This window comes from Nocardioides sp. Z24_21 (assembly GCF_058134345.1).
The window spans coordinates 234558-256245 of sequence record NZ_JBYTTH010000001.1 but is presented as its reverse complement, the minus strand read 5'-3'; the positions used below and the strand labels follow the sequence as shown (position 1 = coordinate 256245).

The window sequence follows — 21688 nt, the reverse complement described above, 5'->3', positions numbered from 1 at the left end:
GGGACATGACTCGCATCATCGGGGGAACGGCCGGAGGTCGACGGCTTGAGACGCCTCGCGGCCAGACGACCCGTCCGACGAGTGACCGGGTGCGCGAGGCCCTGTTCTCGGCGATCGAGTCGCGCACCGGGTCGCTCGACGGGCTGCGGTTCCTCGACCTGTACGCCGGCTCCGGCGCCGTGGGCCTCGAGGCGTGGTCGCGGGGCGCGGGCGTGGTGACCATGGTCGAGCAGGACCGCCGCACGGCCGCCCTGATCTCCCGCAACGCGGCCACCCTCGGCTTCTCGCGCGCCCGGGTGGTGGCGGCATCGGTCGCGGCGTTCCTCGCCTCGCCCCCCGCGGCGCCCTACGACGTGGTGTTCTCCGACCCGCCCTACCCGACCCCCGACGCCGCGGTCGACGCCGACCTGGTCGCGCTGGTCGCGCAGGGCTGGCTCGTGCCGGGCGCCCTGGTGGTGGTCGAGCGGGCCGCGAAGCGCACGGTGCTGACCTGGCCGCCGGGCATCGAGGAGGACCGCACGCGCCGCTACGGCGAGACCGCCCTTTGGTACGGTCACGCCACCGTGGCCCCCTGAGCCCGCCGACCACCCGCGGGAGCAGAGCCGTCCCTGCGAAGGAAGGACGCCCGTGCGTCGCGCTGTCTGCCCCGGGTCCTTCGACCCGGTGACCAACGGCCACCTCGACATCGTCGGGCGCGCCGCCACCCTCTTCGACGAGGTCGTCGTCGCCGTCGGCACCAACATGAGCAAGAACCGGCTCTTCACCCCCGACGAGCGCATCGCGATGCTCGAGGAGGCCACCGCCGGCATCGCCAACGTGCGCGTCGCCGGGTTGGACGGCCTCATCGTCGACTTCTGCCGCGAGATCGAGGCGGTCGCCATCGTCAAGGGCCTGCGCGGGGCCGGTGACTACGAGTACGAGCTGCCGATGGCCCAGATGAACTCCCACCTCACCGCGGTGGAGACGGTCTTCCTGCCCGGTGCGGTCGGCAACGCGTTCGTCTCCTCCAGCCTGATCAAGGAGGTCGCGGCGCTCGGCGGCGACGTGCGCGGCTTCGTGCCCGACGCCGTGCACGCTCGCCTCCTCGCCCGCCTCGCCGAGCGCGCGCAGGCCTAGCCCCCGCGCGCCGGCCGGCGCCGGTCTCACGACCGTGCGCGTCGCGCCGCGCCGGCGATCAGCACGCCGCAGGTGATCGAGGCGAGCACGCCGAACGCCACGGTCTTCCACGCGAAGGGCAGGAAGTCGCAGACCACGGCGGCGAGTGCCGGCAGCACGACCCACCACCCGACCCAGCCCGCCCGCGCGCCGGCGCACGCCAGCAGCAGCAGGCCGAGCATCAAGCCCGGGATCAGGGCCAGGAACGTGACGCCACCCGCGGCGCCGGACTCGCCGATGCGTTCCATCACCGGTGCCGTACCGGGGTCGACGAGGTAGAGGTCGCGCGCGATCAGCTCCGCGGTCCGCAGCCCGGCCAGGCCGGCCGTCCCGAGGAGCCCGAGGCCCGCCGCGATCCTGCCGACCACCCGCCCGCGGCCGTCGGGCAGGCAGCCGAGCCGGACGAAGAGGGCGCCGATCACCGGCGCCGCGAGGAACGACATCACGTAGCTGACGAGCAACGGCCCCTCGTGCGCGACCACGAACGCGGCCCGTGCCTGCGGGTCGTCCGCGGCCGACATCGCCTGGTGCGGCGCGACGACCTCGCTGACGGCGACCAGCAGGAAGCCGCTGAGCAGCAGCCACCACGATCGTGAGGGGGCGTCGGGCCGCGGGGGAGCGGGCGCGTCGTGCGTGGCGAGGGTGGTGGTGGACATGGCTTCCTCCTGGTCGGGTGCGTGGGGCTCCGACGCTAGGAACGGCCGCGGGGCCCTCGGCACCCTCGCGACGACCGACCCGACCCTCCTGCGGGCGGGTCCGCACCCTCCTGTGGACGGGGCCGGACGCCTCGTCGCGGCAGTAGCGTCGTGCCTGTGGTGAGGTGCCCGGGGCGACACACGAGCGGTGGCGACGTCGCGCTCGCGGCGCTGCTCGCCCTGGGTGCGGCCGTCGAGACCCTGCTGGTGTCGCAGGCCGACCACGCGCCGGCCCGCGCCGCGCTGGCCGTGGCGACGTGCGGCGCGCTCGCGTTCCGGCGCCGCCACCCGCTGGGCACGGCGACGGCGGTCTCGGTCGGTCTCGCGGTCGAGTCGGTGGCGCTCGAGTCGCCCGACGAGGTGGGCGTCCTGCTCGCCACCGTGGTGGCGTCGTACTCGCTCGCGGCCTACGCGACGCGTCGTGACGGCGTCGTCGGCGGGGTGCTCCTCGCGATGGCCCTGGCGATGGCCATCGCGCTGGACCCGTCCGACTCGCCGGTCAACATCCTGCCCACCCTCATGCTCTTCCTCGCCGTGCCGGCGGCGCTCGGCCTGGCCGTGGGGCGACGACAACGCCGCATCGACGAGCTCGAGCGCGAGCAGCGCGAGGCCACTGCCGCAGCGGTCCAGCGCGAGCGCGCGCGGATCGCCCGCGAGCTGCACGACGTGGTGGCGCACGCCGTGACGCTCATCGCAGTGCAGGCCGAGGCGGGGGCGACCGTCGCCGAGGGCGATCCCGCGGCGGCCCGGAGGTCGCTGCTGGCCATCGGTGACGTCAGCCGCGAGGCGCTCGAGGAGCTGCACCGCCTGCTGGGGCTGCTGTCCACCGAGGACGAGACCGGCGCCGCGCCGGACGACCTGGGCCCCGGCTCGCTGGAGGCGCTCGCGGCCGGCGTGCGGGCCGCCGGGCTCGCGGTGCGCACCGACCTCGCGCCGCTCCCGGTGCTGCCGCCCGACGTCGGGCGCTGCGTGCACCGCGTGGTGCAGGAGGGCCTCACCAACGCCCTGAGGCACTCCAGCGGCGAGCTGGCCGAGGTGCGCATCGACGTCGTCGCCGAGGAGCTGCGGGTCGTGGTCGACAGCACCGGCCGGCGGCACGCGTCGTCGTACGGCGGGAGCGGGCGCGGCCTGGCCGGCCTCCGCGAGCGCGTGGAGGCGCTCGGCGGCGAGCTGGCTGCCGGTCCGCGCGAGGGCGGGTTCGTGGTCGAGGCGCGGCTGCCTCTCGCGCGCGAGCGTCGGGCCACCGCGCCCGAGCGGGACGGGGCCCGGTGAGCGCGCCCGCGCTGCCCTCCGCGCCGCCCCCCGCGCCGCTGCGGGTGGTCGTCGCCGAGGACGAGACGCTCGTGCGCGACGGGCTGGTGGCCATCGTCGCCGCGGCACCCGATCTCGACGTCGTCGGCACGGCCGCCGACGGTGAGGAGGCGGTCGCCGCGGCGCAGGCGTTGCTGCCCGACGTCGTGCTGATGGACGTCCGGATGCCGCGGCTCGACGGGGTCGGGGCGACCCGGCGGATCGTCGGTGCGGGCCTGGCCTCCCGCGTCCTGGTGCTCACCACCGTGCACGACGACGCGGTCGTGGCCGCGGCGCTGCGCGAGGGTGCGAGCGGCTTCCTGCTCAAGAGCGTGCGCCGCGAGCAGCTCTGGGCGGCCGTACGCGCCGTCCACGCCGGCGACACCCTGCTGGCCCCCGACGTCACGCGCCGGCTCGTCGAGCAGCACCTCGCGCGTCCTCCGGTCGGCGACGGCTCCTCGCTCGGCCTGACGCCGCGCCAGGCCGACGTCGTGCGCCTCGTCGCGCGCGGGCTGTCCAACGCCGAGGTGGCTGCGCGGCTGCACCTGGCCGAGTCGACGGTCAAGGGCTACCTCAGCGAGGTGCTCGTGCGCCACGGGCTGCGCGACCGCACCCAGGTCGTCGTGCTCGCCTACGAGTCCGGCCTCGTCGCCCCCGGCGACGCGGGCGGCGGCCCCCGGCCGTGAGACCCTCGTCCGGGGCCGCACCAGACTCGTCGCGTGTCACTCGTTTTGCCCCGCCGGTGGGGCGGCGGATACGATTCCGAGGTTGTGTTGGTGTCCAGATGTGGGAGTTCGACGTGAGCAGCCTGGACCCGAGGTCGCCGCTCGTGCTCGATACACGCGAGCTCGGGCGCCGTCCGGGGTCCCAGCGTGAGCTCGAGCTCTCCGTTCCGGCGCCGGCACAGCTTGGCATCGAAGTCCTCCGTGTCCCCGAGGGATCGCCGGTCGAGCTCGACCTGCGACTCGAGGCGGTCATGGAGGGCGTGCTGCTCACGGGCACGGCCACGGCCGCGCTCGAGGGGGAGTGCGTACGCTGCCTGGAGCCGATCGAGGACGAGGTCCACGTGACGCTGCAGGAGCTCTACGTCTACCCCGACCAGCACGACAGGGCCGCGGAGCACGACGACCGCGACCTCGACGACGAGACCAGCCGGCTCGAGGACGACCTGCTCGACCTCGAGCCCCTGCTGCGGGACGCGGTGGTGCTCGCACTACCCTTCCAGCCGCTGTGCATGGACGATTGCCCCGGGTTGTGCACCGAGTGCGGTGCCCGGCTCGCGGACGACCCGGACCACACGCACGACGCGCCGATCGACCCCCGCTGGGCCGGGCTCCAGCAGCTGGCGCAGACCGAGCAGGACAGCGAGCACGACCCCCAGCACCACCCCCAGGACTGAACCATCTCGCCGGGAATCCCCGGCAGAGCAACGCAAGCAACAGGAGACCACCATGGCTGTTCCGAAGCGGAAGATGTCGCGCAGCAACACGCGTCACCGCCGTTCGCAGTGGAAGGCCGTCGCGCCGACCCTCGTCACGTGCGCCAACCCCGCCTGCGGCGCCAAGCACCTCCCGCACCGTGCGTGCGGCCAGTGCGGCCAGTACGGCGCCCGGGCCGACCGTCGCCAGGTCCTCTGACCAGCGACGAGCTCCGCGCAGCGCTCGGTGATCCGGTCCTGGATCCCGAGCTGCTGCAGCGTGCCCTGACGCACCGCTCGTACGCCTACGAGAACGGCCAGATCCCGACCAACGAGCGACTGGAGTTCCTCGGTGACTCCGTCCTCGGGGTCGTGGTCACCGAGTCGCTCTACCGCGCCCACCCCGACTTCTCGGAGGGCCGGCTGGCCAAGCTGCGTGCCGCGGTGGTCAACGCGCGCGCCCTGGCCGACGTCGCCCGCCAGATCGGGCTGGGCGAGCACATCAAGCTGGGGCGCGGCGAGGAGACCACCGGCGGCCGCGACAAGGCCTCCATCCTCTCCGACACCGTCGAGGCGGTCATCGGCGCGATCCACCTCAGCGGTGGCATCGACGAGGCCGCCAAGGTCGTCCACCTGCTCTTCGACCCGGTCATGGAGGCCGCGGCGTCGATGGGCGCGGGCCTGGACTGGAAGACCTCCCTGCAGGAGCTCGCCGCCGACCGGGGCCTCGGCGTGCCCGAGTACCTCATCGAGGACGACGGCCCCGACCACATGAAGACCTTCGTGGCCCGCGTACGCGTGGGCGAGCAGGTCCTCGGCAACGGCACCGGCCGCTCCAAGAAGGAGGCCGAGCAGGGCGCCGCCGAGACCGCCTACCGCGAGATCAAGGCGGCCGACCCCGCGGGCCGCATGGCCGAGCCGGCCGGCGCCGACGCCTGAGCCGTGCCCGAGCTCCCCGAGGTCGAGGTCGTCCGGGCTGGCCTCGAGCGCCACGTCGTGGGGGCTCGCATCGACGCCGTCGAGGTGCTCCACCCGCGGCCCGTCCGTCGTGACCACCGCGGGTCGACCGGGTTCGTCGCCGCCCTGCGGGGCCGGCGCATCGAGGCCGTCCGCCGCCGCGGCAAGTACTTCTGGCTCGCGCTCGACAACGACGACGCGCTCCTGGGCCACCTCGGCATGAGCGGGCAGATGCTCCTCCACGAGCCGGGCGCGCTCGACGAGCGCCACCTGCGGGTCCGCTTCCGTCTCGCCGCCGCCGACGGGCGGCCACTCGAGATGCGCTTCGTCGACCAGCGGATGTTCGGCGGGCTGGTCGTCTCGGCCGGCGGGGCGCAGCTGCCGACCGAGATCGCGCACATCGCCCGCGACCCGATCGACCCCGAGTTCGACGACGACGAGTTCGTCCGGCGCGCGCGCCGTCGCACGTCCGCGATCAAGCGGCTGCTGCTCGACCAGGGATTGGTCTCCGGCGTCGGCAACATCTACGCCGACGAGGCCCTGTGGCGCGCCCGCCTGCACGGCGAGCGGCCGGGGGCCCGGCTCACCGGCACGGTGCTGCGCGACCTGCTCGGCTACGTGCGCGAGGTGATGGGCGAGGCGCTGGCGCAGGGGGGCACGTCCTTCGACGCCCTCTACGTCAACGTCAACGGCGAGTCCGGCTACTTCGACCGCTCCCTCGACGCCTACGGGCGCGAGGGCGAGCCGTGCCGGCGCTGCGGCACGCCGATCCGCCGGATCTCGTTCATGAACCGGTCGTCGTTCTTCTGCCCGCGGTGCCAGCGACCGCCCCGTGCCCGGAGCGCCCGGGCGCATTGACCGGTGCCCCGCGCGGTGGGACTCTAGGAGACGGCCGGAACGTCGGCCGGACGACTCGACCTTTCGAAAGGCTCCCCATGGCCAAGGCGCTGTTGGGTCATGTGCACAGCGACGTGCGGACCACGTCCGTCCTCGCCGCCGAGAACCATCGGCTCCGCCGCAGGGTCGCCGACCTGGAGGCACTGGTGCTGCGGCTGGAGGCCGACAACGACCGGCTGGCCGCGGCGGCCCTGGTCGGCGAGCGCGTCGTCGAGGACCTCCAGCCCGCCTGAAAACCGCGGTGCGCGGGCGGTGCCGCCCCCGTAGGCTCACCTGCTTGTGAGTCGCATCGTCGAGACCGTCTTCCCGGCGCGCCTCGGGACGGGCTTCCGGTGGCTCGTCGGGTCGTCCTGGGTGACCAACCTCGGCGACGGGGCGCTCATCGCGGCTGGCCCGCTGCTGGTCGCGTCGCAGACCCGCAACCCGATCCTGGTCGCGTCCGCCATGATCGCCCTCCAGGCACCGTGGCTGCTGGTGGGGCTGTTCGCCGGCGCGCTGGCCGACCGGCTCGACCGGCGGCTGGTGATGATGGTCGCCAACTCGGTGCGCGGACTCGTCCTGGCCGGGCTGTGCGTCGTCATCGCGACCGGCCACGTCAACATCGCCCTCGTGCTCGCGGCCCTGCTCGCGCTCGGCACGGCCGAGACCTTCGTCGACGCCACCGCCGGCACGCTGACCCCGATGCTGGTGGACAAGAGCGACCTCGGCATCGCGAACTCGCGGCTGATGGCCGGCATGATCACGGGCAACCAGCTCGTCGGTCCGGCCGTCGGCGCGCTGCTGTTCTCGGTGGGCATGGTCTGGCCGTTCGCCGTCACGGTCGCCTGCATCGTCGTGGGCGTGGTGCTCGTCTCGCGCATCGGCACCCCTCCGGGGGCGGTCCGCGGCGACGTCGACACCCACCTCCGGCAGGACATCGCCGACGGGGTGCGCTGGCTGGTGGGCAACCCGCCGGTGCGCACGCTGGCGATCATCATCGTCGTCTTCAACGTCACCTGGGCGGCCCCGTGGTCGGTCCTGGTGCTGTGGGCGCTGGAGCGGGTGGGGATCGGCGAGGCGGGCTTCGGCCTGCTCACCACGTCCTCGGCGATCGGCGGCCTGCTGGCCACCTTCTCCTACGGACGCCTCGAGCGGCTGGTGCCGCTGGCCACGCTCATGCGGGCGGTGCTGCTGGCGGAGGTCGTCTTCCACCTCGCCATGGCGCTCACCACCTCGCCGTGGGCGGCGTACCCCCTGATGCTCTTCTTCGGGGCGTACGCCTTCGTCTGGGGCACGTTGTCGCAGGCGGTCCGCCAGCGCGCGGTGCCGGCCGAGCTGCAGGGCCGCGTCGGCTCGGTCTACATGATCTGCGTGATGGGCGGCATGCTCCTCGGCTCGCTGCTCGGCGGGCTCATCGCCGGCGCGTGGGGGCTGACCGCGCCGTGGTGGTTCGCCTTCGTGGGCTCGGGCGTGACGCTCGCGCTCGTGTGGCGCTCGCTGGGACACATCGCCCACAACGACGAGGTCGCCGCAGCCGCCGCCTGACTCAGCGATCGACCCGGGCCAGGCGCCTCAGGCGACGCGACAGCCGCGCGGTCCACCGGCTCCGCTCCTTCTCCAGGCTCGCCGCGAGCCGATCGCCGCGGGAGCGCGCTCGCTGGAGCCTGGCCTGGGTCTTCGCGAGCCTGGCCTGGGTCTTCTCGAGCCGCGCACGCACACGGTCGCGCTGGGCACGTGCGCTGTCACGGACGCCGACCAGCTCGGCGACCTGCTCCTCCGCGCGCGCGAGACGGCGCTGGAGGTCGTCGTTGAGCGCGACCAGCTCGCGCTCGCGCACCTGGTGCGGCCAGGTCCGCTCCTCGTCGGGCAACGCGTCGCGGATCGTGGCGAGCTGCGCGAGCGCCGTCGCGACGGCCTCGTTCCGTCCCTCGCGCGGGAGGCGGCGCAGGGTGACGTAGAACTCGAGGTGTCCGGGAAGCGTCGCGGTGACCCGCTCCACCGCGAAGTCGACCAGCCCGAGCTCGAGGAGGTCGGCGACGATGTCGGTGAACCGCACCGGCGTCATCGGCCACACGTGGCTGTCGACGTAGTCGCCTCGCTGCTGGCGCTCGACGGCGGGGCGGACCGTGGACATCGGGTTGGTCCGCTGCTCCGGCCACGCCCCTGCCCACGCCTCGTGGGCGGGGAAGTGCACGGCGGTGCGAGCGTGGTCGTAGACGGCTCGGTAGGACGGGATGCGGTCGCCGTCGAGGTGGGCCTGGACGACCTGTCCCACGGTCGCGGGCGAGCGCCGCACGTCGAAGCAGAACCGCATGTCCGGCACGGCGAGCAGGAGGTCGCCGCCGTCGACGAGCACGTCCGCCACGTCGTGCAGCCACCCGATCATGTCGGGCACGTGCTCGATGACGTGGCTGGCCAGCACGTGGTGGAAGGGAGCGGCCGGCGCCACGGCCTCGGCGAGCGTGCCGACCGAGCCGTCCTCGCGCGTGAGCCAGAAGTCGATGTCGGGGATCAGCTCGATGTCGACGGACGGGTCGGTGCCGTAGTGCGCGACCAGGCCGTCGCGGTCCACCACGTCGACGTAGCGCACGTCGGCCATGTCGCGGGTGATGATCGCAGCGGCGAGCGGACCGACCTCCAGGCTGCGTCCGGCGCCGAGGTCGACGTCGGCCAGGAGCAACGACCGCCGCAACGTCAGGATGTCGAGCTGCGGGGCGTCCGGCGGGACGTCAGGTGCTGCCCGCGGCGGAGCGTCCGACGCGGCGGCTCGCTCGGCCGTCGAGTCGTCGTACGTGATCTCGCTCATGCCGGGGAGCCTAGGGGCTGCCCGCGGACCGATGCGCGTCGAGGCTCGATCCGGTCCTCTCGCGCGCGACGAGTGGTTCGATGGTCGGATGGAAGCACTCCCCGGTCTAGTCCGCTCGCTGCCGGCGGGTGTCGTCGCGACCGACCCGGCGACACTCGACACCTACCGCTACGACTGGTCACGCGACGTCGGCGCCGGCACGCCGCTCGCCGTGGTGCGCGCCGAGGACGCCGCCCAGGTGCAGGCCGCGGTGCGCTGGGCGGCCGGCCACGGTGTCCCGGTCGTGCCGCGCGGCGCTGGGTCCGGACTGTCGGGCGGGGCCAGCGCCGTCGACGGCGGGATCGTGCTCAGCCTGGAGCGGATGCGCGGCGTCGAGATCGACACCGACTGCCAGGTCGCCGTCGTGGAGCCCGGCGCGCTCAACGCGGAGGTCAAGGCCGCCTCGCGCGAGCACGGGCTCTGGTACCCGCCCGACCCGTCGTCCTTCGAGATCTGCTCGATCGGCGGCAACGTCGCGACCAACGCCGGTGGTCTGTGCTGCGTGAAGTACGGCGTCACCACCGACTACGTCCTGGGCCTCGACGTCGTCCTCGCCGACGGCACGCTGATCACCCTGGGCGGGAAACGGATCAAGGACGTCGCGGGCCTGTCGCTGCTCAAGCTCTTCGTCGGCTCCGAGGGCACGCTCGGCATCGTCACCCGGGCGATCCTGCGGCTGGTGCCGGTGCCGCTGCCACCCGCGACGCTGGTGGCGTCGTTCCCCTCGGTCGTCGCCGCTGCCGAGGCCGTCGTCGCCGTGCGCCGCACGCTGCGGCCCTCGATGATGGAGCTGATGGACCGGGCCACGATCAACGCGGTCGAGGACCACGCCCCGCGCGGCCTGGACCGCACCGCGGGCGCCCTGCTCCTCGTCCAGTCCGACGCGCCGGGGGAGGCCCGGGTGGCCGAGATCGCGGTCGTGGAGGCGGCCTGCGTCGCCGCAGGGGCGAGCGAGGTCGTGCTCACCGACGACCCGGCCGAGGGGGAGATGTTCGTCGAGGCGCGGCGGATGGCCTTCCCGGCGATCGAGGCGCGCGGTGCGCTGCTGCTCGAGGACGTCGGGGCCGCGGTGCCACTGCTCCCCGACCTGCTGGCCGCGGTCGCCGGGATCGCCGCGCTCCACGACGTCGAGATCCCGACCGTCGCCCACGCTGGCGACGGCAACACCCACCCGATCATCGTCTACGACCCGGCCGACCCCGCCTCGGAGCGTCGGGCACGCGCCGCCTTCGACGACATCCTGCAGGCGGCGATCGCGCTCGGCGGCACGATCACCGGCGAGCACGGCGTCGGACGCACGAAGAAGTCGGCGCTCCCCGACCAGCTCGGCGAGGACGTGATGGCCCTGACCCGGCGGATCAAGGACGCCCTCGACCCGGCCGGCATCCTCAACCCCGGGGCGGTGCTGTGAGCACCGGAGCTTCGCTACGGTCGGTCCCATGATCCGCGAGCGGCACCTCTTCGGCCCCGGCCCGTCCAACCCCTACCCCGAGGCCACCCGCGCGCTCGCCGAGCCGCTGCTGGGCCACCTCGACCCCGAGTTCCTCCGGATCATGGACGAGACCTGCGACATGCTCCGCACCGTCTGGGGCACCGACAACGCCCGCACGCTGCCGCTCAGCGCCACGGGCTCGGCCGGCATGGAGGCGGCGTTCGTCAACACCGTCCACCCCGGCGACGTCGTCGTGGTGGCGGTCAACGGCCTCTTCGGCCAGCGGATGACGGACGTCGCCGCGCGGTGCGGGGCCGAGGTCGTGGCGGTCGAGCACGAGTGGGGGCAGCCGGTCGACGTCGACCGCGTCCTGTCGGCGCACGACTCGCCGGCGATCATCGCCGCGGTCCACGCCGAGACCTCGACGGGCGCGCGCTCCGACATCGCCGCGCTCGGCGCCGGCAAGGGCGACGCCCTCCTGCTCGCCGACGCCGTGACCTCGATCGGCGGCATCGAGCTGCGCGCCGACGACTGGGGGGTCGACATCGGCTACGCCGGCACCCAGAAGTGCCTCGGCGTGGCGCCCGGCCTCGCGCCGTTCACGATCAACGACCGCGCCTTCGAGCGCCGCGTCGAGACGCCGCGCTCGTGGTACCTCGACCTCGGCATGCTCGGCGGCTACGTCGGCGAGGCCGCGTCCAGGGGCGGCCAGCGGACCTACCACCACACCGCGCCCACGGCGATGGTCGCCAGCCTCCACGGTGGCCTGACCCGGATCCTGGAGGAGGGCCTCGAGGCCGTCTGGGCGCGGCACCAGGCCGCAGGCGACGCCCTGCAGGCGGGGCTGCAGGACCTGGGCCTGGAGCTGTTCGCCGAGGAGGGCAGCAGGCTGCCCGAGCTCACGACCGTCAAGGTGCCCGAGGGCGTCGACTCCGCCGCGGTGCGCGCGCAGCTCCTCGAGACCTACGGCATCGAGATCGGCGCGGGTGCGGGGGCCTACGCCGCCAGCGTGTGGCGGATCGGGCTGATGGGCCGCAACGCCCGCCCCGACGCCGTCCAGCTGGTGCTGGCCGCGCTCCGGGACGTACTGGGTCGCTGAGCGGCCTCCTGACGGGCCTCGTGCCACGCCGCGTGCAACCGGCTCCGGCGGGCGCCCGTGCCGTAGGGTGAGCCGCGCTGAGCGTCCCCAGTCTTCAGCCTCCCCGAGGACGGTGGGAGCGGTCTGATCCGGTGAGGAGCCCGCGTTGTACCTGAAGAGCCTGACCCTCAAGGGGTTCAAGTCCTTCGCCTCCTCGACGACGCTGCAGCTCGAGCCGGGCATCACCTGCATCGTCGGCCCCAACGGCTCCGGCAAGTCCAACGTCGTCGACGCCCTCGCGTGGGTGATGGGCGAGCAGGGCGCCAAGAGCCTGCGCGGCGGCAAGATGGAGGACGTCATCTTCGCCGGCACGTCGGGGCGCCCGCCGTTGGGGCGGGCCGAGGTGCAGCTGACCATCGACAACTCCGACGGCGCTCTGCCGATCGACTACGCCGAGGTCACGATCAGCCGCACGATGTTCCGCAACGGCGGCTCGGAGTACGCCATCAACGGCAGCAGCTGCCGCCTGCTCGACGTGCAGGAGCTGCTGAGCGACTCCGGCATCGGCCGCGAGATGCACGTCATCGTCGGCCAGGGCCAGCTCGACTCGATCCTGCACGCCACCCCCGAGGACCGCCGCGGCTTCATCGAGGAGGCGGCCGGCGTCCTCAAGCACCGCAAGCGCAAGGAGAAGGCGCTCCGCAAGCTCGACGCCACCGACGGCAACCTCGCCCGCCTGGCCGACCTGCTCTCCGAGATCCGCCGCCAGCTCAAGCCGCTCGGCCGGCAGGCCGAGGTGGCGCGGCAGGCGCAGACCGTGCAGGCCGACGTGCGCGACGCCCGCGCGCGCCTGCTGGCCGACGACCTCGTCAGCGCCCGCACCGCCCTCGAGTCCGAGATGGCCGACGAGACGCTGCTGGTGCAGCGGCGCGAGCAGGTCGAGGCGGAGATCGCCGCCGGACGCGAGAAGGAGGCCGGCCTCGAGGCGGCCCTGCGCGACGACCTGCCCCGCCTGGCCGCAGCGCAGGAGACGTGGTTCGCCCTGTCCGGGCTCAAGGAGCGACTGCGCGGCACCGCGTCGCTGGCCGACGAGCGGATCCGCAACGCCGCCGGGGCGAGCGAGGGCGACGGCGTCGACTCCGGTCGCGACCCCGACGACCTCGAGGCCCAGGCCGAGCGGGTGCGCCGGCAGGAGGCGGAGATCGCCGAGCAGGTCGAGCAGCAGCGGGCCGCCCTCGACGCCGCCGTCGTCGCCAAGCGGGCGGCCGAGGAGGCCGCGGTCGCCGAGGACAAGCGCATCGCGGCCCTCCAGCGCGCCGCCGCCGACCGCCGCGAGGGCCTGGCCCGGCTGACCGGCCAGGTCAACGCGCTCAAGTCGCGCTCCGAGGCGGCCGATGCGGAGATCCAACGGCTCACCGAGGCCCGGGAGGACGCCGTCGCCCGCGCCGAGCGCGCGCAGCGCGACTTCACCGCGCTCGAGACCCGCGTCGCGGGCCTCGACGCCGGGGAGGAGGGCCTCGACACCGAGCACGAGGACGCCGTGGCGGCCCTCGACGAGATCGACGAGCAGCTCGCCCGGGCCCGCGAGGACGCCCAGGAGGCCGAGCGGGAGCGCACCGGGCTGGTCGCGCGTCGCGACGCGCTCGAGCTCGGGCTCAACCGCAAGGACGGCGCCGGGGCGCTGCTCGCCGCGACCGACGAGGTGGGTGGGCTCCTCGGCTCCGTCGCCGCGCTCCTCGACGTCGACCAGGGCTACGAGACGGCGCTGGCCGCCGCGCTCGGCTCCGCCGCCGACGCCGTCGTGGTCTCCGACGCCGCGTCGGCCCTCGACGCGATCGGCCACCTCAAGGCCGACGACCTCGGCCGCGCGGGGATGCTGCTCGGGGGCGCGCCCGCCACCGACCGCGACTGGCCGGCCCTGCCCGACGGCGCGACCTACGCCGTCGACGTCGTCGCCGCGCCCGACGACGTGCGTCCCGCGCTGGTGCGTCTCCTCGACCGCGTGGCCGTCGTCGACGACCTGGCGGCCGCCCGGCGCCTGGTCGCCGACCACCCCGAGGTCGTCGCGGTGACCCGCGACGGCGACCTGCTCGGCACGCACTTCGCCGCCGGCGGCTCGTCCAGCCAGCCGAGCCTGATCGAGATCCAGGCGGCCGTCGACGAGGCCGGCACCCGCCTCGCCGACGCGACCGCGACTGCCGAGCGCCTCGGCTTCGAGATCTCGCGGCTCGAGGCCGCGCGCCACGACGCCGTCAAGCGCGTCGACGTCGCGCTCGCCAAGCTGCACGAGTCCGACGCGACCCTCGCCGCGGTCGCGGAGGAGCTCGGGCAGTACGGATCGCAGGCCCGGGCCGCCAAGGGTGAGGCTGATCGGCTCGAGCGCGCGATCGCCGCGGCCCGCGAGGCCCGCGAGACCGCGTTGGCCGGACTGGTCGACCTCGAGGCCCGCCTCGCCGCCGCCGAGGACGTCACCGACGAGGAGCCCGACACGACCGAGCGCGAGCGGCTGGCCGAGGCCGCCCGCGAGGCCCGTCAGGCCGAGATGGACGCCCGGCTCGCGCTGCGCACGGCCGAGGAGCGTGCCCGCGCGCTGCACGGCCGCGCCGACTCCCTGCTCCGCGCCGCGCAGGCCGAGCGCGAGTCCCGCGCCCGCGCCGCCGAGCGACGCGAGCGGCTGATCCGCGAGGGACGCGCCGCCGAGGCGGTGTCGTCCGCCGTGCGCGTCGTGCTGCACCAGCTCGAGCGCTCGGTCATGCTCGCCGCTGACGAGCGGGCCGCAGTGGAGGAGTCGCGGCAGGGCAGCGAGCAGGAGCTCATGGCCGTGCGCACCCGGCTGCGCGACCTCGCCCGCGAGCACGACGAACTGGTCAGCTCGGTGCACCGCGACGAGATGGCCCGCACCCAGCAGCGGATGCGCATCGAGCAGCTCGAGGAGCGCGCGCTGGAGGAGCTCGGGCTCGACCCCGACGGCCTGGTCGCCGACTACGGCCCGGACGCCCCGATCCCGTTCACCGGCGAGGTGCCGGAGGGGGAGGAGCCGCCCGCGCCGACGGCCTACGTCCGCGAGGAGCAGGTCAAGCGGCTGCGCGCGGCGGAGCGGGCGCTGTCGATGCTGGGCCGGGTCAACCCGCTCGCGCTGGAGGAGTTCTCCGCGATGGAGGAGCGGCACAAGTTCCTCACCGAGCAGCTCGAGGACCTCAAGCGCACCCGCAAGGACCTCCTCGACATCGTGCGCGAGGTCGACACCCGGGTCGAGCAGGTCTTCACCGAGGCCTACGCCGACGTGGAGAAGGCCTTCGACCAGACGTTCGCCCGGCTGTTCCCCGGCGGCGAGGGACGGCTCGTCCTCACCGACCCCGGTGACATGCTCAACACCGGCATCGAGGTCGAGGCCCGCCCGGCGGGCAAGAAGGTCAAGCGGCTCTCGCTGCTCTCCGGCGGCGAGCGCTCCCTGGTCGCCGTCGCCTTCCTGGTCGCCCTGTTCAAGGCCCGGCCCTCGCCGTTCTACATCCTCGACGAGGTCGAGGCGGCCCTCGACGACACCAACCTCGGGCGGCTGCTGGAGATCTACGAGGAGCTGCGCGAGAACTCCCAGCTGCTCGTCATCACCCACCAGAAGCGCACGATGGAGGTCGGCGACGCCCTCTACGGCGTGACCATGCGCGGCGACGGCGTGTCCGCCGTCATCAGCCAGCGCCTGCGCGACGCCGAGAGCGCATGAGCGAGCAGTCGAGCGCGCAACCCGCCGCGAGCGTCGCAGGGGCCAGCACGCGTCGGCGCCGGCCGACCCGCGCCGACTACGTCGCCTGGCGCACCGCGACGACGCGGTGGCGCGACGACGACGCCTACGGCCACCTCAACAACGCGACCTACTACGAGCTGTTCGACACGGCCGTCAACGCCCACCTCTACGAGGCCACCGGCGTCGACGTCCGTGCGCTGCCCCAGATCGGCGTGGTCGCCGAGACCGGCTGCCACTACTTCCGCGAGATCGGCTTCCCCGAGCCGATCGAGATGGGCCTGGTCGTCGACAGGGTCGGCACCAGCTCGATCGTCTACCGCATCGGGCTGTTCCAGGGGCCCTCGGACGAGGCGGCGGCCGAGGGCCGCTTCGTCCACGTCTACGTCGACAACGCGCGCGGCACCGGTGACCGGCCCGTGGTGCCCGTGCCCGACGTGGTGCGCGCCGCGGTCGTGCCGCTCCTGCGACCGGGCGCGTGAGGCGCGCCACGCCCGCGACGCGCCCGGCCCACCTCGATGCGGGAGGGTCCGCCCCGGTGTGTCACGGTGGAGTGGACCCGACCGGCCCCACCTCGGAGGAACCCCCGTGCTCGCGATCATCCTGATGATGTCCCTCGGCGTGCTCGTCGCCGCCGCCGTTGCGGTCTACGTCGCCTACCCCCACCGTGGCGAGAAGCTGCCGGTCGCCCCCCAGCTCGGCACCGCCATGCGCAAGGGCGTCGACTCGCTGCCCACCCTCGAGGACTCCGAGTCGCGCTCCTGAGCCGCGCGGCGTCCCACGCCGGCGGCGCACCGCCCGACCGGGGCGCCGGACGAGGGTGGTTGGATTGGGCCCATGGGTGACTGGCTCTATCTGATCATCGCCATCGCAGTCGTCGGCGTCCTCACGCTCGGCGCGCTGCTGACCTCGGGACGCCGGCGCACGTCGGCGCCCCCGAGCGGCGGCACCGACGTCATCGCTCCGCCTCCGACCGAGACGGACGTCGCGACCGAGGCGCCGCCCGAGCCCGCGGTCGGCACCGCCGACAGGACAGCCCCCGCAGCCCCGGAGGCTCCTGCCGCTCCGACGGTCGAGAAGCCCGAGAGCACGGCGTCGCGGCTGGTGCGGCTGCGCCAGCGCCTGTCCCGCTCCCAGGGTGGGCTCGGCAAGGGCATCCTGGCCCTCCTCAGCCGTGACCGCCTCGACGAGGACACCTGGGAGGCGATCGAGGACACCCTCCTCACCGCCGACGTCGGCGTCGCGCCCACCCAGGCCCTCGTGGAGCGGCTGCGCACCCGGCTGCGGGTCGAGGGCGGACAGGCGCCCGACGCCCGCGAGGTGCTGCGCGAGGAGCTGATCGAGCTCGTCGGCACCGACCTCGACCGCCGGGTGCAGGTGACCGGCACGGACGGCAAGCCCGGGGTGGTGCTGGTCGTCGGCGTCAACGGCGCCGGCAAGACCACGACCGTCGGCAAGATCGCCCGCATCCTCGTCGCCGAGGACCTGTCGGTCACGCTCGGTGCCGCCGACACGTTCCGCGCGGCGGCCGTCGACCAGCTCGCCACGTGGGGCGAGCGGGTGGGCGTCGAGGTGGTCCGCGGACCCGAGGGCGGCGACCCGGCGAGCGTGGCGTTCGAGGCCGTCAAGCACGGCATCGACAACGGCGTCGACACCGTGCTCGTCGACACCGCCGGCCGCCTGCAGAACAAGGCCGGCCTGATGGACGAGCTCGGCAAGATCAAGCGGGTCATCGAGAAGCAGGCCGAGGTCACCGAGGTGCTCCTCGTCCTCGACGCCACCACCGGGCAGAACGGCCTCATCCAGGCCCGCGTCTTCAGCGAGATCGTCGACGTCACCGGCATCGTGCTCACCAAGCTCGACGGCTCCGCCAAGGGCGGCATCGTGGTGCAGGTGCAGCGCGAGCTCGGCGTTCCGGTCAAGCTCGTCGGCCTCGGCGAGGGCCCGGACGACATGGCCCCGTTCGACGCCGCGGCCTTCGTCGACGCGCTGCTCGGCTGACGCCGCTGGGGGGTCGAGTGGGCGCGTTCTGACGCCGTTGGGGGGTCGAGTGGGCGCGTTCTGACGCCGTTGGGGGGTCGAGTGGGCGCGTTCTGACGCTGCACCGGTCAGGACGGGCCGACTCGACGGGTCTGGGCGGTCAGGACGGGCCGACTCGCGGGGCTGGGCGGTCAGGACGGGCCGACTCGACCGGGCTGGGCCGTCAGGATGCGCCGACTCGACGGTCAGCGCCGCCGGGCGAGCAGGGTCCGCACGGCGTCGTCGATCAGCGTCTCCGCGCGCTTGTCGAAGCTGTGCTCGGCGATGATGCGCATCGCGATCTCGCGACGGGTCGCGTCGTCGGGGAAGGCGTCGTAGGGCGGCTGCACGAGGCGGGCCAGCTCGTGCTCGTTGTCGAAGGGGAGCACCAGGCCGGAGAAGATCTCCTCCAGCCCGTCGATGCGGTCGCTGAGGATCCTCGCCCCGCACGCCGCCGCGTCGAAGAGCCGGTTGGAGGCGAAGCTGTCGCGGCGCATGTCGAGGTGGTGGTCGTTGAGCACGATGCCGGCGGAGGCGTAGAGCACGCCGACCTCCCGGTTGTCGATGCCGCCGGAGGCGATCTGGTCGCGTTCGACGAAGTCGGTCCAGTCGTTGCCGTGCAGGGTGAGGTCGGCTCCGATGGCCAGCGCGCTGCGCACGGCATAGCGGTAGATGCCGCGCGAGTTGCCGACGAACAGCAGCGCCGGGCCGGTGTCGGGCTGGGCCCGGTCGGGGTGGAACCAACGCGTGTCGGTGCACTGGAGCAACGGCGTGACGGGCGTGCCCCACTCGCGGCTCACGCGCTCGGACCAGCTGGTGCTGGCGGCGTAGACGAGGTCGAAGCCGGCCACCTCGTCGGGCGTGATCATGTCGGGGTGGCTGATGATCCACTCGACGTTGAGCAGCCCCGGCCGCGGCGTCACGCGGTCGAGGCCGCGGAGCACCAGCAGGACGTCGTCGTGGTCGCGCGAGTCGCGGTGCCGGGCGTCGCGCCGGTCGATCGCGACGTGCTGGCCGCGTCGTTCGAGGGCGTCGGCCAGTGACCGCGCGAAGTAGGTGTCGCCCCACCGGTCGCCGCGCTGGGCGGCCGGTGCGGCGATGTCGACGGCCCACCGCAGGCGCGGGGGCGACTCGCGGATGCCCTCGACGGCGCGCACCACCAGCTCGGGCACCAGCACCGCGGGCGCGGCCGGGTCGTCGGGGTCGGCGGTGATCCGGCGGTTGCGCTCGTCGGTCGCCTCGAGCCCGGCGGTGCGCAGCTGCTCGTGGGAGTCGTCGGGGGACGGGGGCGGCACCTCCAGCACGGTGGAGCGCAGCGACGACAGGGCGCCGATGAGCTCCTCGGTGTCGGCGTAGGCGGTGCGGGAGGTGATCACGGCGTCGGGCACGAGGACCGTGCGGCCCAGACCGGCCCGCGCGACGCGGAGCCCGAGGTCGGTCTCGGCGAGCACCGTGCGGAACCGCGCCCCGAGCCCGCGCAGGGCCACGGCACTGGCGGTGCGCAGCGCCACCAGGGGCGCGGCGGGCGCTGCGACCGTGGTCGTGCCGATCCGCAACGCGTCGCTGGTGGGCAGGCCGGCGAGGAACAGCTCGGGGTGGGGGTTGTCGGGAGCGAAGCGTGCCCCGGCGCTGAGGATCACGCCGTCGAGGTCGACGACCAGGGGTTGCGCCAGCCCGACCCCCGGCTCGCGGAGAACGCCCGCGAGCCGCTCGGCGATCGGCCGCCGCGGGGGCATCGCCTCCGGCCGCACCAGCACCACCGTGCTGCCTGCGGCCTGGGAGATGCCGACGTTGGTGGCCACCGACATCGAGACGTTGGCCGGGACCGAGACGAAGCGGGCCCCGGCGATGACCGCGGCGATCGACGCGGCCAGCACGTGGTGCGCGCGGCGCAGGCGGACGCCGACGAGCACGAGCTCGGAGCCCTCGCGCGGCACCGAGCCCAGCCACTCGACGGTGCGACGAGGCTCCGGGCCGACGGGCATGACGTGGCTGACCAGCGCCTCGTCGGTCTCGCGCGCCGCGGCCTCCTCCCAGTCGACGAGCTGGCGCTCGAGGACCGCGGAGTCCCAGTCGTCGGCGAAGCCGGCCGGCGGTGCCTCGGGTCGCCGGAGCACGGGTACGTCGACGGCGAGCGGCTCGTGGTCGCGGGTGAGCCGGAGCACCAGGTCGCGCTCGACCGCGCCGCCGAGGCCCTCGTCGAAGCCCCCGACGTCCTTGACGGCGTCGCGCCGCAGCAGGGCGGTGGCGAGGTCGACCGGGCGTCCCGCGAGGAGCTCGTGCCGCGAGCGGCCGACGGCACCGGCGCCGGCCAGCACGGCGGCCGCGCCGCTCGCGTGGGCGTGGGTGAGCAGGTCGCGGAGCATGTCGGGGAGCCACTCGCGCCCGAGCGGGAGGAAGGCGACGTGCTCGGCGGTGCCGTGCTCGAGGGCCACGTTGAGCGCCCGGGCGCGGCTGCACCGCGACTCGCGCACGAGCGTGATCCGGTCGTCGAAGGCCGCCACGCCCTGGAGCACCGCCGCCGTGTCGTCGAGGGACCCCCGGTCGACCGCGACGAGGTGCCAGTCGGTGAACGACTGCGCCTGCAGCGACGCCACCGTCCGACGCACCAGCGGCCCGTCGTCCTGGGCCGCCATCACGACGGTCACGGCGGGGGAGGCGCCCGTCAGGGCCGGGAGCTCGGGTGTCGGCCCGACCAGCGGGGGGCGCTCGCGCACGACCTCGTCGCGCCACTGGGCAGCGGCGGCGATGGCGGCCGCGCGGTAGGTGGACCAGGAGACCTTGCGGGGAAGGGTGCGCGTGGGCAGCGGGGTGGCCGGCCCGGAGACCGACAGCCAGTAGGACAGCGCGCCGTAGGGGTGGTGCCGGGCCTCGGGGTAGGCGGCGAAGACGATGCGCGGGTCGACCAGGGGGTGCGGGGCGATCCGGTTGCGGCGCCGGCGCTCGGAGACGTACCAGAGCACGGGGTGCTGGCCGGCGCGCTGCCACGAGCGGCGGCGCCCGATCCACTGCGCCTCGAAGAGCGGGTGGGGGGAGACGTCGCCCGCCTCGACGACCGCGCGCGCGGCCTCCGCGGGGGAGTCGAACGTCGTGCCGAGCTGGGCGGCGACGTAGTCGACGTCGACGAGGCCCGAGTCGACCATCACGTCGGCGGCGTCGTCGAGCCTCACCTGGTGCCGGCGGCGGTCACCGCGCATCGGAGTACCTCACCCGCGGGAAGAGGGGCTCGAGGGCGAGCGGGGTGGGCAGCAGCCGCTCGGTGTCGCGCAGCGGGTAGTACTGGGCGGTCTCCTCGAGGAACTCGCGCACCCCCTCGAAGCGCTGGGGGAAGCGGCGCTCGCACAGCTCGAGCAGGCGCCGGGCGTCGAGGTTGTAGGGGTCGTAGCGCAGGGTGTCGATCTTGACGTAGGGGAGGCGGGCGTCGTCGAGCACCCGGTCGGCGAGGCTGCGGGCGGGGTTCCACGGCTCGTTGGCGCGCTCGCGCCACTCCCGGATCTCGGCGCGGGTGCGGGGGAAGTGGGAGCGGTGGGCGGCCCACCAACGCATCCGCTCGCGGGCGATGCGGCGGTCCTCGGGCGTCTCCACGAAGTAGGTGTCGGAGGCGAACCCCGCGTCGTAGAGCCGTCGCGACATGCCCACCTCGTAGCGGCGGATGACCTGGCGCCGCTTGGAGATCGGCTCCATCTCCTCCCAGAACGTCGTGAACGCCCGGGAGCCGACCACCCACGGGCGGAAGGCGATGAAGAACGACTGGATGTGCGGCGCGACGCGCTCGGCCCCGGTCAGGCCCCAGAAGTCGCACGGCCTCGTGGCCATCTCGTCGAAGACCGGGTCGTAGGAGTCGAGGGCGAAGACGTAGGTGTCGTTGCAGACCACCACCTCGTCGTAGGCCGTGAGGTCACCGGCGGCGTCGAGGCCGACCTTGTAGCTGAAGAAGTCGTAGCCGTAGTTGGCCCGCTCGACGAGCACGGACCGCTCGCTGAGCCAGGCGCGCGCGGAGTCCTGCAGGCTGGCCGTGGTGCACACCAGGAGCGTGTCGACCGACGCGGCCAGCGCCTCGACCTGGCCCCGCACGTGGGGCCGCAGCTCCCCGGCGACGTCGTAGTGCGCCATCACGGCCAGTCTGGACACGGCCGAACACTACAAGGTGGTGCCGGACGTCGATCCGTTCACACACCCGTAACA

General features: G+C 74.2%; 20 protein-coding genes. 16 read left to right on the top strand and 4 right to left on the bottom strand.

Annotation, left to right across the window (positions count from 1 at the left end; all coding sequences use genetic code 11):
* The first annotated feature begins 5 nt into the window (after positions 1 to 5).
* Together rsmD and coaD are read left to right on the top strand one after the other, a co-directional pair.
* Positions 6 to 575, top strand: coding sequence for a 16S rRNA (guanine(966)-N(2))-methyltransferase RsmD (rsmD, locus tag AC3X7Z_RS01260; RefSeq protein WP_186340906.1), 570 nt, complete (start codon positions 6 to 8; stop codon positions 573 to 575).
* Positions 576 to 627: 52 nt separating this feature from the next.
* Positions 628 to 1116 carry a pantetheine-phosphate adenylyltransferase gene (gene coaD, locus AC3X7Z_RS01255; RefSeq protein ID WP_489974738.1) on the top strand — a complete coding sequence of 163 codons (489 nt, stop codon included), beginning with the start codon at positions 628 to 630 and terminating at the stop codon, positions 1114 to 1116.
* Positions 1117 to 1142: 26 nt separating this feature from the next.
* Here the strand turns inward: coaD and AC3X7Z_RS01250 are convergent, their stop codons facing one another.
* Positions 1143 to 1811, bottom strand: coding sequence for a hypothetical protein (locus tag AC3X7Z_RS01250; RefSeq protein WP_186340908.1), 669 nt, complete (start codon positions 1809 to 1811; stop codon positions 1143 to 1145).
* A gap of 156 nt (positions 1812 to 1967) precedes the next feature.
* Here AC3X7Z_RS01250 and AC3X7Z_RS01245 point away from each other — a divergent pair, with 156 nt between their 5' ends.
* The 8 genes from AC3X7Z_RS01245 to AC3X7Z_RS01210 all read left to right on the top strand — a co-directional run bounded on the left by AC3X7Z_RS01245 (position 1968) and on the right by AC3X7Z_RS01210 (position 7935).
* On the top strand, positions 1968 to 3122 hold the full coding sequence (locus tag AC3X7Z_RS01245; RefSeq protein WP_206054387.1) for a sensor histidine kinase: 1155 nt from the start codon (positions 1968 to 1970) through the stop codon (positions 3120 to 3122).
* On the top strand, positions 3119 to 3826 hold the full coding sequence (locus AC3X7Z_RS01240) for a response regulator (protein ID WP_489974737.1): 708 nt from the start codon (positions 3119 to 3121) through the stop codon (positions 3824 to 3826). Before AC3X7Z_RS01245 ends, AC3X7Z_RS01240 begins: the two co-directional genes overlap by 4 nt.
* A gap of 113 nt (positions 3827 to 3939) precedes the next feature.
* A complete protein-coding gene (locus AC3X7Z_RS01235) occupies positions 3940 to 4539 on the top strand; it encodes a YceD family protein (protein ID WP_489974736.1) in 600 nt (199 codons plus the stop codon).
* Between the two features lie 52 nt (positions 4540 to 4591).
* Positions 4592 to 4777 carry a 50S ribosomal protein L32 gene (gene rpmF, locus AC3X7Z_RS01230; RefSeq protein WP_056906555.1) on the top strand — a complete coding sequence of 62 codons (186 nt, stop codon included), beginning with the start codon at positions 4592 to 4594 and terminating at the stop codon, positions 4775 to 4777.
* The gene (gene rnc, locus AC3X7Z_RS01225; protein WP_489974735.1) at positions 4732 to 5496 is read left to right on the top strand and encodes a ribonuclease III; all 765 of its coding nucleotides are present in this window, start codon (positions 4732 to 4734) and stop codon (positions 5494 to 5496) included. The genes rpmF and rnc overlap by 46 nt, the downstream gene beginning before the upstream one ends.
* 3 nt (positions 5497 to 5499) lie before the next feature.
* Positions 5500 to 6372, top strand: coding sequence for a bifunctional DNA-formamidopyrimidine glycosylase/DNA-(apurinic or apyrimidinic site) lyase (mutM, locus tag AC3X7Z_RS01220; RefSeq protein ID WP_489974734.1), 873 nt, complete (start codon positions 5500 to 5502; stop codon positions 6370 to 6372).
* Between the two features lie 77 nt (positions 6373 to 6449).
* Positions 6450 to 6644 carry a hypothetical protein gene (locus AC3X7Z_RS01215; protein WP_186340912.1) on the top strand — a complete coding sequence of 65 codons (195 nt, stop codon included), beginning with the start codon at positions 6450 to 6452 and terminating at the stop codon, positions 6642 to 6644.
* Positions 6645 to 6690: 46 nt separating this feature from the next.
* Positions 6691 to 7935, top strand: a complete 1245-nt coding sequence (locus AC3X7Z_RS01210) for an MFS transporter (protein WP_186340913.1) — start codon at positions 6691 to 6693, stop codon at positions 7933 to 7935.
* A gap of 1 nt (position 7936) precedes the next feature.
* Here the strand turns inward: AC3X7Z_RS01210 and AC3X7Z_RS01205 are convergent, their stop codons facing one another.
* Positions 7937 to 9196 carry a class I SAM-dependent methyltransferase gene (locus tag AC3X7Z_RS01205; RefSeq protein WP_489974733.1) on the bottom strand — a complete coding sequence of 420 codons (1260 nt, stop codon included), beginning with the start codon at positions 9194 to 9196 and terminating at the stop codon, positions 7937 to 7939.
* 88 nt (positions 9197 to 9284) lie between these two features.
* Here AC3X7Z_RS01205 and AC3X7Z_RS01200 point away from each other — a divergent pair, with 88 nt between their 5' ends.
* From AC3X7Z_RS01200 to ftsY, 6 genes are all read left to right on the top strand, one after another.
* Positions 9285 to 10646, top strand: coding sequence for an FAD-binding oxidoreductase (locus AC3X7Z_RS01200; RefSeq protein ID WP_489974732.1), 1362 nt, complete (start codon positions 9285 to 9287; stop codon positions 10644 to 10646).
* Positions 10647 to 10674: 28 nt separating this feature from the next.
* Positions 10675 to 11766 carry a pyridoxal-phosphate-dependent aminotransferase family protein gene (locus tag AC3X7Z_RS01195; protein WP_489974731.1) on the top strand — a complete coding sequence of 364 codons (1092 nt, stop codon included), beginning with the start codon at positions 10675 to 10677 and terminating at the stop codon, positions 11764 to 11766.
* 145 nt (positions 11767 to 11911) lie between these two features.
* Positions 11912 to 15466 carry a chromosome segregation protein SMC gene (gene smc, locus AC3X7Z_RS01190; protein ID WP_489974730.1) on the top strand — a complete coding sequence of 1185 codons (3555 nt, stop codon included), beginning with the start codon at positions 11912 to 11914 and terminating at the stop codon, positions 15464 to 15466.
* Positions 15463 to 15966: an acyl-CoA thioesterase gene (locus tag AC3X7Z_RS01185; RefSeq protein ID WP_186340917.1), complete on the top strand. Its 504-nt coding sequence runs from the start codon at positions 15463 to 15465 to the stop codon at positions 15964 to 15966. The genes smc and AC3X7Z_RS01185 overlap by 4 nt, the downstream gene beginning before the upstream one ends.
* Positions 15967 to 16072: 106 nt before the next feature.
* A complete protein-coding gene (locus tag AC3X7Z_RS01180; protein WP_186340918.1) occupies positions 16073 to 16249 on the top strand; it encodes a hypothetical protein in 177 nt (58 codons plus the stop codon).
* A gap of 72 nt (positions 16250 to 16321) precedes the next feature.
* On the top strand, positions 16322 to 17485 hold the full coding sequence (ftsY, locus tag AC3X7Z_RS01175; RefSeq protein WP_489974729.1) for a signal recognition particle-docking protein FtsY: 1164 nt from the start codon (positions 16322 to 16324) through the stop codon (positions 17483 to 17485).
* Positions 17486 to 17709: 224 nt separating this feature from the next.
* Here the strand turns inward: ftsY and AC3X7Z_RS01170 are convergent, their stop codons facing one another.
* The gene (locus tag AC3X7Z_RS01170; protein ID WP_489974728.1) at positions 17710 to 20700 is read right to left on the bottom strand and encodes a glycosyltransferase family protein; all 2991 of its coding nucleotides are present in this window, start codon (positions 20698 to 20700) and stop codon (positions 17710 to 17712) included.
* Positions 20690 to 21634, bottom strand: a complete 945-nt coding sequence (locus AC3X7Z_RS01165; RefSeq protein WP_186340921.1) for a rhamnan synthesis F family protein — start codon at positions 21632 to 21634, stop codon at positions 20690 to 20692. Before AC3X7Z_RS01165 ends, AC3X7Z_RS01170 begins: the two co-directional genes overlap by 11 nt.
* Positions 21635 to 21688 lie beyond the last annotated feature (54 nt).